Genomic DNA, 13,955 nt, shown 5'->3' on the forward strand with positions numbered 1-13,955 from the left:
GCGTTTCGATAGCGTGGGCCGCGCCGCCGAGGGCTTCGGGGAGAGGCTCGGGACAGAGGAAGAGGTGACTGTCGCGTGACGCTGGAGCGACCTTCGGTCCGCAGGATCGCCGACCGGATCGGGGTGAGCGCGGCCACCGTGAGCCGCGTGCTCAACGACAAACCCGGGGTCGCCGAGCACACCCGCACCCGGGTCCTGGACGCCATCCGCGAGCACGGCATGGTCGCACCCGCCCCGGTCGGCCGGCCGTTCGTCGGCATCATCGTCCCGGAGCTGGAGAACCCCGCCTTCGCGCTGCTCGCCGGCGCGATCGAGGCGCGGCTGAGCCAGTACGGCGTCACCGCCCTGATCGGCAGCTCCACCAAGCACGGGCCCACCGAGCTGGACTACATCGAAACACTGTTACGGCGTGGCATCGAGGGACTCGTCCTGGTCTCCGGACGCCACGCCAACCCCGAGGCCGACCACGGCTTCTACTGGCATCTGCACCAGAAGCACGTGGCGATGGTCCTGGTCAACGGCGGCGTACCGGGCCTGCCCGTGTCCACCGTCACCACCGACGAGGCGGCCGGCGCCGCGATGGCGGTCGCCCATCTGCACAGCCTCGGGCACACCCGGATCGCGCTGGCGGGTGGCGAGGAGTTCTACCGCCCGTCCCGGCACCGGCTGGCCGGCTACCGGGCGGCGATGACGGCCACGTTCGGCGGCTGCGACGACGCGTTGTACATCGAGTCCACCTACTCGATCACCGGCGGCCAGGCCGCGGCGCGCAGACTCCTGGACGCGGGTGCGACCGCGATCATCACCGGCAGCGACCTGATGGCGCTGGGCGTGGTCTCGGCGGCGCGCGAGGCGGGCCGCCGGGTGCCGCACGACGTCTCGGTGGTGGGCTACGACGACTCCTACCTCGCGGCGCACAGCGACCCGCCGCTGACCACCGTGCAACAACCCATCGAACAGATGTCCACCGCCATCGCGACCGCGATGTGGCAACGACTCCAGGGCTACCACACACCCCACGTCGACCACCGCTTCGCTCCGCGCCTCATCGCCCGCTCCTCCACGGCGGCCGCGCACCTCGACGGCACCTGAGGGGCCCGGCCCCCTCGGGCTCGAACTCGGTTCGAGCCCGAGGGGGCCGGGGAGCGCCGGGCAGTGGGTCCTGCGGGCGCTCGCCCGGCGGATGGTGGGCCGACGGGCGACAGGCGGCAAGCGGTGGGCGGTGGGCGGTCCGGAGGCTGTTCGGCGGCGCCGGCGCCCCTCCCGGCACGAACCGATCCCCGCCCATCGGCGCGCCGGCGCCCGCCACTCACGTACCGCGCACCCGGCCCAGGGTGTGGAGCAGGTAGCGGTCGTGGTCGTAGGGGTCGGGCCCCGTCTGCGGGCGGGTCGGGAGTGGGTGGCCGGTGAAGGGACGGTGTCCGTCGAACTCGCTGACCAGGACCCCCTCCCCGCGGGTCGCCTCCGGCAGTCGCCGGGTGACCCCGTGCACCTCGGCCGCCGGAATCGTGCCCCGCACCAGGCATCGGTCCCCTCGCGTGCTCTGCTCCTCCGGGATGGCCCGCGCGCCGCTCAGCAGCGCGACGACCGCCCCCGCGCTCGCCCCGGGTGCCTCCAGTTCGAACCGGTGGATCGGCTCGAACACCCGGGTCCCGGCCCGCTTGAGCGCGTCGCCGACCACCAGCGGCGTCACGTTGCGGAAGTCGCCCGCCGCGCTTATCGGGCTCGCATAGCCGGTCCGGGTCAGCGTCACCGCGCAGTCCAGCACCTCCCAGCCGTGCACGCCCTGCCGGAGCGTGGCGTGCACCGCCTCCTCGATCGCCCGGTGGAAGGCGAGCGGCAACCCGCCGAGCCGGACACCCAGCCGAAAGACGATCCCGGCCCCGTGCGCCGCCGGTTCGATCCGCAGACCCACGGTCGCCCAGAAGAAGTTCACCCCGTCGCCGGCGATCTCCCGCACCGCCTCGCCCACCGCCACCGGCTTCTCGAAGTACAGCGGACGCGATTCCTCGAAGGCGACCCGCAGGCCGAACGTGTCGGCCAGCGTCGCGCCGATCACCTCCTTCTGCACCTCGCCGTACAGGCGCACCGAGATCGCCCCGGTCTCCTCGTTGGTGCGCACGTCGATCATCGGGTCCTGCTCGGCGATGCGTTGCAGCGCGGCGTGGAGCGCGGGACGCTGCCGGGGACTCTCCGGCGTCACCCGCGACTCCAAAGTGGGCGGCGCGAACAGGCCCCGGGTGGGCAGCCCGTCGGCGGACCCCAGCTGATCACCCACCCGCGCCTCCGCCAGTCCCCGGACCTTGGCGATCGTGCCCGCGGTCGCATCCGCGTCGCGCAGCCGGGTGCCCTCGTCGAACACCTGGACCGCGGAGGTACGCCCGACCAGTTCGATCACCGCGCCGCCGTGGTCGCGGCGGTGCAGGGTGACCTCGGCACGCGGGCGAAGGGTGCCGCTTCGGGTGCGGACGTACGCGATCTTCTCCCCCGCCCGTCCGCGTTCGATCTTGAGGACCACCGCCCGCAACGGTTCTTCGGCCGCCTCCGCGCCGACTCGGGGCAGTAGTTCGGCGATGCCGCGCACCAGCCGGTCGACACCCTCGCCGGTGATCGCGGAACCGAAGAACACCGGGTATACCCACGCGTGTTCGACGTGGCGCGCCAACTCGCGTCGGTAGTCGGCCTCGGTGAGGGTGATCCGGTCGTCCAGATACGAATCCACGAACGCGTCACCGTGGTCGGCGAACGCCTCCGCGAGCCGGGCGGTGAAGTGCGCGTCGGCGCCGGTGAACGGTTCGAAGCGCGCGTCCGGGGTGCCGAGGTCGTCGACCGAGCCCATCGCGACGCAGTTCGGGCCCAGTTCGGCGGCGATCGCTTCGAGCAGGTCGCCATGGCGCGCGCCGCGGCGATCGATCTTGTTGACGAACACCAGCACGGGAATGCGCAGACGGACAAGTGAGCGGATCAATACTCGCGTTCGGGCTTGGACCCCCTCGACTGCGGACACCACGAGCACGGCACCGTCGAGTACCCGCAGCGCCCGTTCGACCTCGGCGACGAAGTCGGAGTGGCCCGGCGTGTCGATCACGTTGACCCGCAGGTCGCCGATCCGAAACGCGACCACGGCGGACTGGATGGTGATGCCGCGCCTGCGTTCGAGTTCGAGCGAATCGGTCTGGGTGCTGCCCGCGTCGACGCTGCCGATTCGGGTGATCACACCCGTGTCGAACAGCAGACGCTCGGTCAGGCTGGTCTTGCCGGCGTCAACATGCGCGACGATCCCGATGTTCAAGTGGTTCATGACGGCCAGTGGCTCCCGCGGCTGCATCGATGGGACGAACTCCGTTGAGACCGCTGGTCTTTCCGCGCATGATCCGCGTCCTCTCCACGTCGATTCGTGCCATGCGATGCGCTCCGACCCTAACACCGCGCCCCGCGGCCACCCGGTTTCCCGCCCCGGGTCGGCGAGGCGACCCGCGGGCCGTCGACGCACACCACCCGCTGCGCACCGCCGCTCGACTCCCGCTCCACACACCGCTGCGGTGTGCGCTCCGGCTCCCGCTGTGCGGCCCGTACCGTTCTCCGCTGCGCCTTCCGAACCCTCCCGCGTTTCTTCCCTCGCGCCTTTCTCCGTTCCATACTCCGCTGCGGCTCGCGTTGCAGCTTGCGTCGCGGCTCACGTTGCAGCTCACGTTGCAGCTCGCGTTGCAACCACCCTCCCACCTGCGTCGTCGCCCGATCGCATGCCACCCTGAGGCCATGTCCCGGCACTGCGAGCGCGGCCCGGTGCGTCGTCACGATCCTGAGCCCGCCCGCAGTCGCCCCGGGCGCCGGCCGCCCCGGTCCGCGGCGCCCGGCCTCAGCCGGTCGGGTCGTCCTCTCCCGCGGCCGCCGTGCGAAACACCGCAGCCGCCGCGGTGGCCAGGAGTTCCGGCAAGCCGGCGACGAAGTCGGGCAACAGGCGCACCGCCACCGCCCAGGCGTCCGGCTCGCCGCCGAGCGTGCGGCGGGTGTGCTCGGCGACGACGTGCCGCGCCTCGCGTGCTTCGTCGGGGAGAATCGCGGCCAGGGCGTCGACCCCTTCGAGCATGCGGTGTGCCGGGTTGGCCTGTTCGACCACGTCCCGGACAGCGAGCAGTCCGTCCGCCAACACGTCGACGAACCACGGCACCGGGGTCCCCGTTCGCCGGACATGCGGCATCGGGTGACCGAGCGCGACCAACGCGTGTCGTGGCGAGCGATCGGCCAGGCGCAGCGCGAGAACCGGGTCGGATCGGCAGGCGGGCAGGCTCAGTTCGTCGGGGCAGTCCGGGTGCCCGGCCAGGTTTGCCAGGGTCGCGGCGGGCAACGGTTCCCGGTCGTGCGCGGCGACCGCCGCGGGCCACAGCTCCGCCCCCGGATACCGGGCGGCCAACGCGGGCGCCTCGCGCATCGCGGCGACCAGCACGTCCGGCCGCTCGTGGCGGGCCACTTCGGCGCGCAGCCGCTCCAGCCCGCGCGGGTCGAACGCGACCGAGCGCGCGAACCGCGCGGCGGCGCTGTCCGAACCGAGCCGATGCAGCAGTCGCGGATCCCGCAGGGCCCACCTCCCGCGGACCTCCCAGATGCCGAGCAGCCCGCGCAGCATCCCGGCGATGCCCAGTTCCGCCTTGCAGAGCCCGAGCGCGGGACGAATCAACTCCGGGTGATGACCGAACACCGCCTCGGCGCAGCCGCCGTGCGGGTTCACCGTCGAGCGGTGCCGCCACCCGGTGGGCAGCGGCACGCATCGCGGGGCGTCCCGCCGGGTGGCCCGGAAGATCGCGTCGCGCGTCCGCCGATCGACACCGGAGGCAAGCAACTCGGCATGGACACCCGAGTGCCGCAGCGCCAGGAACTCCCGTACCTGTGCCGGGTCGGTGCTCAACCGACCGGCGAGGTCCTCGGCGCGGACGACGCCCGTGCGCAGCAGCGGGCCGACGACTCGGGCGGACAACTTTTCGTGGGCGGACAGGAATTCGCGGATCAGGCTCGCCGGGAGTGCCGCGACGACGCGCGCGGCCACCGGCGGGGCGACCCGGCCCAGCAGCCCGAGCGGGGTCAGCACGGTCCACCGGGGCCTGCTCGCCACGGCTTCGACCCGACGCCCGCCCGGGTCGGCGGACCACGATCCGCGCCGTGCCTGCGGATCGCCGGCCCACGACGCGTTCGAGGCGTCCATGCACAACCGACCGAATGTGTCCGGATGGCCCGGGGCCCGATCGATCAACCACCGCCAGGCGATCGGGTCGTGGCCGGGCAGCAGGCCGGCCGCCTCGTCCAGCACCCGGTCCACGGGCGCGTGGCGCCTGTCGCCGGGCCACGGCACCCAGCATGCCAGGGTGCGGACCGCCGCCCATCCGGGAGTGCCCTCCAAGGCGACCTGACGCAGCGTCACCACCCGGCGCTCCAGGGCCGCTCCGAGCGCCGAGCAGGCCGTCGCGGACGAGGGCACCACGACCAGGGCCAGTACGGCCGCGCGCGGGCAGTCGTCGCGCGCGACCAACTCCGCGCGCACGTCGTCGGCGAAGGGCTTTCGGCGATGGTCGCGCACGAGGGTGTCCCAGTCGACCGTCGCGAGGCGAGCGAAGGTGGACGCCTCGTCCCGACGCTCGGACCGCGCGTGCCCGGCGGGCGCACCCCCGGCACGGACCACCGGTGCCGGCGGCTCGACGCCGAGCAGCGCGTCGACGCGACCGAGTCGGCTACGCACCCGGGTCGCGAGCGCGTCGTCGGCATGCCCGAGCAGCAACTCCCCTGCGGACGCCGCCGGTGGCCGGGTTGATGCCATGGCGCGAAAGTAACACGGCAGAGCGAGCCGCCCGCGGCGTGACCGTCGAGGCGGCACCGTCGACCACATACCGGAATCCTCCCGGAAATGCGGGATTTCACCGAGACCGGCCTCGTCCTGCGACGATCTGAGGACGTGCGCCGCGAGGCGGTCCGCCGGAACGCCGACCTGGTCCGGGTCGACTGCTACCCGGGCGGCGACGGCGCCCTCGTCCGGCAATACCAGGCACCGGGGTTCACCCCCGTCACGACCTTCCTCGTGGAGCGGCCCGGACAGCCGCCCCGGCCCGGCCGGTTGCCGGAGTGGCGGCCGAACTCCCGGCAGCGGTGACGGTGCCCCGATCCGAGCAGTGCGGCTCCGATTCCGGACAACGAGGCGGATGATTCGGGGCCGCTCCGTGACCGCGCATCGACGCTCCGCGACCCGCGGGCAAGTCCCTTACCCCATTAGCAAGTTACTCATGAGTATGCCGTGACTTGTCACGCATTCCCCCCTAGAACTTGTTCTCACTCCGTCCCAGAGTGAGGAACGTCACATGAGCGATTTCGCCATGCACAGCAACGGTTCCAAGGGTTTTTCGCGCCGCACTTTCATCGCTGGAACAGGTTCCATCCTGGGGGTCGCGGCCGTGGCCGGCCGCGCCTCCGCAGCTCAGCCGACGGCGGCTCCCTCGGCCGCCTCGATCCCCGCCGGGGCACACGTGCCGGCCCTGGTGATCGGCACCGGGTACGGCGGCTCCGTCGCCGCGCTTCGGCTGGCCCAGGCGGGTGTCGACGTACACATGATCGAGATGGGCATGTCCTGGGACACCCCCGGCCCGGACGGCAAGATCTTCGCCAACACCACCTCCCCCGACGCCCGTTCCTTCTGGCTCCGCACCAAGACCAAGCAGCCGCTGAGCAACTTCCTCGGCTTCCCGATCGACCGGGACATCCCCAAGTACACCGGCATCCTGGACGCCGAGGAGTTCGCCGGCATCACCGTCTACCAGGGCCGGGGCGTCGGCGGCGGCTCGCTGGTCAACGGCGGCATGGCGGTCACTCCCAAGCGGGAGAACTTCGGCGCCATCCTCCCCTCGGTCGACGCCGACGAGATGTACAACACCTACTATCCGCGCGCCAACGCCGGCCTCGGGGCGGCCACCATCGACCCGGCCTGGTTCGAGAGCACCGCCTGCTACCAATACGCCCGGGTCGGCCGCAAGCACGCTCAGCGCGCCGGCTTCCCGTTCGTTTTCGTACCCACCGTGTACGACTGGGACTACATGAAGCAGGAGGCCGCCGGCGTCGTTCCCAAGTCCGCACTCGCCGGCGAAATCCTCTATGGCAACAACTACGGCAAGAAGTCGCTGCAGAAGACCTACCTGGCCCGGATCAAGGAGACCGGCCGGGTCACCATCTCCGCGCTGCACAAGGTCACTTCGGTATCCCCCGCGGCCGGCGGCGGCTACACCGTGACGATCGACCAACTCGACACCACCGGCGCCACCACACTCACCAAGACGGTCACCGCGGACAAGGTCTTCTTCGCCGCCGGCAGCGTGGGCACCAGCAAACTGCTGGTCCGGCTCAAGGCCACCGGCGCGCTGCCCAACCTCAACGCCGAGATCGGCCAGGGCTGGGGCGACAACGGCAACGTCATGTGCGGGCGTGCCAACCACATGTGGGATCCCACCGGTTCCCTCCAGGCGTCCATTCCCACCGGCGGCATCGACAACTGGAACGCCGGCGGCGCGTTCGCCGAGGTCGCCCCACTACCCACCGGCATCGAGACCTACGCCTCGTTCTACCTGTCGATCACCAAGAACCCCAACCGCGCCCGGTTCTCCTGGAACGCCGCGACCGGCAAGGTCGAACTGAACTGGCAGGCCGCCTGGAAGCAGCCGTCGATCGACATGGCCAAGACCATCTTCGACAAGATCAACGCGAAGGAGGGGACGATCTACCGGACCGACCTCTTCGGCGCCTACAAGATCTGGGGCGACCACCTCACCTACCACCCGCTCGGCGGTGCGGTGTTGACCAAGGCCACCGACAACTACGGCCGTTTGTACGGCTACTCCGGCCTGTACGTGATCGACGGCGCGCTGATCCCGGGCAACACCAGCGTCAACCCGTTCGTGACCATCACCGCCCTCGCCGAACGCAACATCGAGAAGATCATCGCCACCGACCTGTGACACCGCCCCGATCGGGTCGCCGACCCCGCACCGGGTCGGCGGCCCACGGGCCGTACTCGCCACGCGAGCCGCCGCCCTGCATCATGTGGGCGTGATCACCATTCATCTGAAGTACGAGATCGACGCCGACAAGCTGGCCGACTTCGAGGAGTACGGTCGCCGCTGGGTCGGGCTGGTCAACCGGTTCGGCGGCACGCACCACGGCTACTTCCTGCCCAGCGAGGGCGACAGCGACATCGCCTACGCGCTCTTCTCCTTCCCCAGCTTCGCCGCGTACGAGCGGTACCGCATCGACAGTGCCACCGACCCCGACTGCCAGGCGGCCCTTCGACTGGCTCGCGACACCGGCTGCATCAAGCGCTACGAACGCCGCTTCCTCCGCCCCCTCGACGACGGCTCCTGAACCCATCGGCCCCGGTCCCGGCGCCCGGGGTCGGCACCATCCACAAAGTCCCGCCTTCCGACGTCGAGGCGGAGCCCTTGCCCGCCCCGACCGGTCGTGGTGGGCTCGGGACACCATCGGCCTCTCACCCGATTACCCGAGAAGCAGGGCCCGATCCCAGTCCGGCGATGTCGCCGTGGTGGCGGCGAGCAGCGCGAGGATCACCCCGGCCGCGCCCTCCAGCAGGCCCGGGCCCGCGTCGGCCGGCGTCGGGTGGCGCACGAGCAGTTCCTCGGTCAGCCCCGCGGCCGCGGCATGCCACATCGGGTCGCCCGTATCGTGCGCGAAGCGCACGGTGATCTGAAGCAGCCCGGCGAGTCCGTGACACAGCCCCGGCGCCCTGTCGACCAGTCGCCGCCGGGCCGGCCGGGCAAGCACCGCCGCCAGCGCGTCGACCGCGAGCGCGCGCGTCGCGTCGTCCTCCAGGGCGTCGCCGGCCAACCACAGCGCCCGCGCGATGCCGGGCGCCCCCGCACACCAGGAGCCGTGCGCGGGTCGCGCGTCGGCGGTGCCCGCACGCCAGTCGGGCCCCCACGCGTCGTCCTGCCGGTGCGCGCCGAGCAGGCCGACCATGCGCTCGATCGCGGCGCGCTGGCCGCCCACCCGCACGTCGGCGGCATATGCCAGCGACAGCAGGGCCAGCGGACCGGCCATGCCGTGCGCCAGGCCCGGCGCCGCCCACACCCCCGGCTCGGCGGACCGGCACAACACGGCCAGCCCCGCGCGCAGTTCCGCCTCGGCGGCGGGCTCGGCGGCGCGACCCAGCAGGTTCGTACAGGTCCCGGTGAGACCGGAGATCAGGTCGAGCTCGCGCCCACCGCGCGGATCGACGCCGGACCGCCCGGCCGCCGCTGCGGCCGTCGGTCGCTCGTGTCCGAGCAGCCAGGCGGCGAACAGCGGTCCGCCCAGACCCCCGAACAGGCCGCGAGCGCCAACCCGCGACCGGTCCGCGCCCGCCTCGGCCGCCGCCAACCAGCTCTCGGCCATCGCGTGCCACCCCTGCCCGGGCCGCCATCGATGCAATTGCCGGCACACCACGGCCAACCCGGCACCGCCACCGCCCAGATCGTGCCGTACCCGTCGCGGCGTGGCCCGCGGTCGCCCGGCCAGCAGCGCGACCCGCTCCAGCGCGGCGACCGCGATCGGCCCGGACACCACCGGCGTCCACGCGTCAGGCCCCGTCCTCACCATGCCGAGCCCCGTTCGCGCCGAAGGACCACCGGACGTTTCGTGCGGGTGGCCGCGCCACCCGCACGAAACCCTCGGCGAATCAGTCGAGTGCCGCCACGCACAGGTCGGTCCACTCGTAGCTGTGGTGACCCGTGTCGCAACACATCATCGGTTCGAGGTCCTGATGTTCATCGGTCTCCGGCAGTTCCTGAAGTTCCAGAACCGAACTCTCCATCACTCGGCTCCCCTTTCCCGGGATTCCGGTCGTGCCCGGTGGCCGGCCGATCGACCAGCCACGAACGAGGTCCGCCGTGCACCAGGCGGAGCAGGAAATCCAACACGCCGGCCATCCCGACGCCGTACGCGGCACACATCTCGCGCATCGTGTCGTCCGGGACGAGCAACAGGCCGTGCCGGTGGGCGGCGCGCACCGCGATACAACGGCCGAGGTCGTGCGCCTGGGACCGGTAACGCTCGTCCCCGGTGGCCGCGTACAGATCGAGCAGCAGCTCGGCGTTGCCGGCCACGCCATGGCACGAGCCCGGCCCGATCCGCCAGCGGTCGGCATACACCGCGCGAGCCGCCCCCTCGGCCAGATCCAGCCACCGGTCCGTGCCGGTGGCCTGCCACAGCCGGACCAGGAACGTGCCGACGCCGGAGGTGCCGTTGCACCAGAAGTCCAGTCCCGGCCGCTCACCGCGCCCGGGTCCCTTCGGCCACATCACCACGCCCCCGCGCCGATCGGCGACCGCCGCGAGCGCGTGTCCGCCGCCGACCGCGATGTCGATCAGCTCCGGCCGGTCCAAGTCCCGGCCCGCCGACAGCAGGAACGTCGCGTTTCCGGCCACCCCGTGGCCGAAGCCGTACAGCGCCGACCCGGCCAGCTCGGCGCGCACCTCGGGGCCCACCGGCCAGTCCACCCCGCCGTCGGCGGCCGCGAGCAGCCGCAGCACGGCGTCCGCGCACTGCCCGGCCCGCTCGGCGAACCGCCGGTCACCGGTGGCGTGCCACAGGTGTAACTGGGCCGTACCCGCGCCGGCCAGGCCGTGGCACACGTCGGGGTTGGTCCCGGTCGTCGGGATGGCCAGGGCGTAGGCCGCCGCCCGCTCCGCCAACGCGTCGTCGGCCAGCGTCCGGGCCGCCTCGTACAGTGCCCACGCCGTGCCGGAGCGCCCGAAGTACAGCCCGGGCAACACCCGGTCCGGCCGGGTCGACCGGCGATCGAGCCAGCGCGCGGCGGTGCGCAGCGCCGGCTTCAGATCGTGCCGCCCGCACCGCACGGCCCGGTCCAATACCGCGAGCACGCCGGCCGCGCCGAGCTGCACGTTGCACGGGTCGCCGTCCGGCAACGAGCGCGGCGCGGGCCACAGATACTCGGCGTCCGGGTCCATCGTGCGCGCCAGGTGGTTCAGCCCATCCGCCAGTAGGCGGTCGGGACCGGCCGGTGCGGGTGGCCGGGTCGCCGGCCGTCGGGTCGGGTCGGGTTCCGCACGCAGGAAGTCGGCGGCCCGGTCCAGCGTCCATCGCTCGGCGACCTCGCCGGTGAGCCCGACGATCAGCGGTGCCAGCGCGCGCAGCAGCGGCACCGCGGGCCCGGCGGCCGCGACGAGCGCGGCGATCCGCTCGCCGACGGGTCGCGCGGGTGCGCCCTCGGCGGCCAGCACCGGGTTGATCCCGGCGCCGACCTGGAGCAGGGTCGCGCCCAGACTGAAGCAGTCCGCGGCGAAGTCCGCCGCGGGCGCGGCTCGGCCGGCACCGGCCGAGCCCAGGTATTCGGGCGCGGTGAAGCCGCGGGTGCCGACCACCGGAACACCGCTGCCGGCCGGCACCGCGCTCTCCAGGTCCACCAGCACCGGGCAGTCCTTGGGTGTCATCATCACGTTGCCCGGCTTGAAGTCGCGCAGCACCAGCGACTCGGCGTGCACTTGCGCGAGCAACCGGGTGAGTTCGCGGGCCAGTTCCCACCCGGCCGCGACCGGGATCCGGCCGTCGTCGCCGTGTCGGCGCTCCAGTCGGTCCGCGGTCCACCGGGTCAGGCTGATGCCCTCGATCAGGTCCTCGACCAGGAAGACGTGCCCACCGCTGTCGAACACCTCGCGCACCTCGGGCGTGATCCGCCGCGGTGCCAGGCGCACCAACACCTGCGCCTCGTGCCGCAACCAGTCCCGGGCATCACGACCGTCGGGCCCGGCCCCGACGTGCGGACGGGCCTCCTTGATCAGGACCTGTTCGCCGGTGTGCTCGTCGCGTGCCCGGTAGACCCCGCCCCTGTTCGAGTGCCGAATCGCCTCGCGGACCCGATAGCGGCGCGCGAGCAGAACCGAGTCGCCTCGACGCCGCCCGAAGCGCGGCGGGGCCGGCGCGGCCAGCGGGTCCACCGCCCAGGGCGGTGGGGAGAACCATGCCTCGCGGCGGTCCGGCTCCGACGTGCCGTCGGGTGCCTCCAGTCGCCCCTCGTAGAACCCCTCGTCGTTGAGCTCGCGCGGGCGCGCGAAGCAGCCGAACCGGTAGTGGACCACGCTGTCCGGCCGGTAGCGCCGATCCGAGAGAATGGCCGGCCCCGGCATACCTTCGGTCGCCGCGTGCAACTCGGCGGCGAGCAGCACCAGTTGCTCGTCGTCGGCCGGATAGGCCGTAATGAACTTGCCGGACAGGGCCCGCGCGGCCCGGACCCCGTTCAGCTCGGCGGCCACATCCGGGTCGGCCGCGAACTTGAACGCGCAGCCGTGGGCGACGAGAACCCGGGCCGCGCGATCCAACACGTCCGGCGCGGATCGGGCGGTCGACGACAGGTGCAACTTCCAACCCTGCCGCCGTCGTACGTGCCCGGGAGGCGACACCATGCACCAGGGATCGCCGTGCCATACCCGCCATGAGTCGGTGCAGTTCATCTCGGTCAGGACCTGTGCGACCAACAACCGGTAGCTCGACATCACCGGCCAAGCCTCCCACCGCGTCCGGGCCCCGACCAGAGCCAAGCCCGATATATCAGCTGAATACCGTACGCGCGACGCCGTCACCCGGGCTCTTCACCCGGGGCCGGCCCATCGCGCCGCGCCATCGTCCCCTCCCGCTCAGGGCCCGCCACCGCGACCCGCAGGGGAGCACGTCGCCTTTCGCGATCACCCGTGGGCCGACATCGATTCGGACACCAGCAGGCGCAGCAGCGCGTCCCGACCACCGTGCCGAAATGCCGCCCGTTGCCGATCGGCCCCCGTTCCCTCCCGCAGCAGACGGTGCACGAGTGCGTCGATCTGGCGGGCGTCCCCGGTGTCCGCCAGCACCGGGGCGATGTAGTCCATCAGCCGGCCCACCAGTTCACCGGCCTTGAGCCGGCGCGGCGCGTGCGGATCGATCAGCGCGTCGGTCAGCCCGTGCCGGGCGGCGTACCACTGGGCCGCCGTGACGAACTCGGGGGCGGGTCGGGGCGCGAGTTGACCGGCCGTCGCGTCCCGCAGCACGGTGGTGACCAGAGCCCGGACGAGCCCGGCGAGCATCACCGCGTCCTCGGCCCGCAGTTGCACGTCCATGGCGCGGATCTCGACGGTGGGGTAACGGTCGGAGAGCCTCACCTGCCAGTAGACGCCGGCCCGGTCTCGCAGGATGCCGGCGGCCAGCAATTCCTCGATCCGGCGGTCGTAGTCGGCCGCGTCGACGAATTCGGGTGGCACCCCGCTGATCGACCAGCGGCCGTACACGATGGTGCGCCAGCTCGAGAAGCCGGTGTCGCCGCCCTCCCACATCGGCGAGTTCGCGGCCATCGCCACCAGCAGCGGCAACCAGGGGCGCAGCCGATTGACCACGATCACGCCCGCGTCCCGGTCGGGGACGGCGACGTGTACGTGCATCCCGTTGATGAACATCTCCTCGACCAGGCGGGGGGCGTCCGAGTACAGCGCGTGATAACGCACCTGATCGGTGAGTACGAGCGGGGCGTGGGAGCCGAAGGGCGCGCTACCGGAGGCGACGAGGCGGCATCCCACCTGTTCGGCCGCCGCGGCCACCGAGTGGCGCAGCCGCAGCAGGTGCCCGCCCACCTCGTCGAGGGTCGCGCACACCGGCGTCGCCACCTCGACCTGCACCTGCAACAACTCGGACTGGATCTCGCCGCCGGACACCGCCGGCTGCAGATCCGCCGCCGCGCGAACCGCCTCGGCGACGGGGATCGGTCGGCCGTCGGCGGGGTCCAGGAGCAGGTACTCCTCCTCGACCCCGAACGTGATCACGCGCGGTCACCGACCGCGATGCCCGCGACGAACGCGGATCCGCAGCCTGTCGAACGGAGTACGGGGGCCGCCGCGTGCCCCACAATCGCACGCATCATCGTGCACTCCTTGGAACCTTGTCCATCGGCG

9 protein-coding genes are annotated in these 13,955 nt (G+C 72.4%); 4 read left to right on the forward strand and 5 right to left on the reverse strand.

What is annotated here, in order from left to right:
* Positions 1-75 precede the first annotated feature (75 nt).
* Positions 76-1,092, forward strand: a complete 1,017-nt coding sequence (locus A3IC_RS0114890) for a LacI family DNA-binding transcriptional regulator (protein WP_020550842.1) — start codon at positions 76-78, stop codon at positions 1,090-1,092.
* 217 nt (positions 1,093-1,309) lie between these two features.
* On the opposite strand, the gene A3IC_RS0114895 is transcribed toward A3IC_RS0114890, so the two are convergent.
* Both A3IC_RS0114895 and A3IC_RS0114900 read right to left on the reverse strand, forming a co-directional pair.
* Complete coding sequence (locus A3IC_RS0114895) at positions 1,310-3,301, reverse strand: elongation factor G (protein WP_020550843.1); 1,992 nt, start codon at positions 3,299-3,301, stop codon at positions 1,310-1,312.
* A 558-nt stretch (positions 3,302-3,859) separates the two neighbouring features.
* Positions 3,860-5,809: a hypothetical protein gene (locus A3IC_RS0114900; protein WP_158695957.1), complete on the reverse strand. Its 1,950-nt coding sequence runs from the start codon at positions 5,807-5,809 to the stop codon at positions 3,860-3,862.
* A gap of 87 nt (positions 5,810-5,896) precedes the next feature.
* Between A3IC_RS0114900 and A3IC_RS0114905 the strand changes: the two genes are divergently transcribed.
* The 3 genes from A3IC_RS0114905 (at position 5,897) to A3IC_RS0114915 (ending at position 8,391) form a co-directional block, all read left to right on the forward strand.
* Positions 5,897-6,139, forward strand: a complete 243-nt coding sequence (locus tag A3IC_RS0114905) for a hypothetical protein (protein WP_020550845.1) — start codon at positions 5,897-5,899, stop codon at positions 6,137-6,139.
* Between the two features lie 205 nt (positions 6,140-6,344).
* Complete coding sequence (locus A3IC_RS0114910; protein WP_040876638.1) at positions 6,345-7,988, forward strand: GMC oxidoreductase; 1,644 nt, start codon at positions 6,345-6,347, stop codon at positions 7,986-7,988.
* 91 nt (positions 7,989-8,079) lie between these two features.
* Entirely contained in the window at positions 8,080-8,391 is a 312-nt protein-coding gene (locus A3IC_RS0114915) for an NIPSNAP family protein (protein WP_026218274.1), read from the forward strand.
* Between the two features lie 132 nt (positions 8,392-8,523).
* Here the strand turns inward: A3IC_RS0114915 and A3IC_RS62300 are convergent, their stop codons facing one another.
* The 3 genes from A3IC_RS62300 to A3IC_RS0114930 all read right to left on the reverse strand — a co-directional run bounded on the left by A3IC_RS62300 (position 8,524) and on the right by A3IC_RS0114930 (position 13,826).
* Positions 8,524-9,621 (reverse strand): lanthionine synthetase LanC family protein, encoded by a 1,098-nt coding sequence (locus A3IC_RS62300; RefSeq protein ID WP_079026450.1) that lies wholly within the window; start codon positions 9,619-9,621, stop codon positions 8,524-8,526.
* A 167-nt stretch (positions 9,622-9,788) separates the two neighbouring features.
* Positions 9,789-12,533 carry a class IV lanthionine synthetase LanL gene (gene lanL, locus A3IC_RS54535; RefSeq protein ID WP_020550849.1) on the reverse strand — a complete coding sequence of 915 codons (2,745 nt, stop codon included), beginning with the start codon at positions 12,531-12,533 and terminating at the stop codon, positions 9,789-9,791.
* A gap of 189 nt (positions 12,534-12,722) precedes the next feature.
* Positions 12,723-13,826: a carboxylate-amine ligase gene (locus tag A3IC_RS0114930; RefSeq protein WP_020550850.1), complete on the reverse strand. Its 1,104-nt coding sequence runs from the start codon at positions 13,824-13,826 to the stop codon at positions 12,723-12,725.
* Positions 13,827-13,955: the final 129 nt, after the last annotated feature.

The organism is Embleya scabrispora DSM 41855, from assembly GCF_000372745.1.
In the GTDB taxonomy this organism is placed as follows: Bacteria; Actinomycetota; Actinomycetes; order Streptomycetales; family Streptomycetaceae; genus Embleya; species Embleya scabrispora.

Excerpts from the sequence above, each read along its gene's own strand:
- A3IC_RS0114900 (WP_158695957.1), bottom strand. The coding sequence starts at position 5,809 with ATGGCATCAACCCGGCCACCGGCGGCGTCCGCAGGGGAGTTGCTGCTC.
- A3IC_RS62300 (WP_079026450.1), bottom strand. The coding sequence starts at position 9,621 with ATGGTGAGGACGGGGCCTGACGCGTGGACGCCGGTGGTGTCCGGGCCG.
- lanL (WP_020550849.1), bottom strand. The coding sequence starts at position 12,533 with ATGTCGAGCTACCGGTTGTTGGTCGCACAGGTCCTGACCGAGATGAAC.
- A3IC_RS0114895 (WP_020550843.1), bottom strand. The coding sequence starts at position 3,301 with ATGAACCACTTGAACATCGGGATCGTCGCGCATGTTGACGCCGGCAAG.
- A3IC_RS0114910 (WP_040876638.1), top strand. The coding sequence starts at position 6,345 with ATGAGCGATTTCGCCATGCACAGCAACGGTTCCAAGGGTTTTTCGCGC.
- A3IC_RS0114905 (WP_020550845.1), top strand. The coding sequence starts at position 5,897 with ATGCGGGATTTCACCGAGACCGGCCTCGTCCTGCGACGATCTGAGGAC.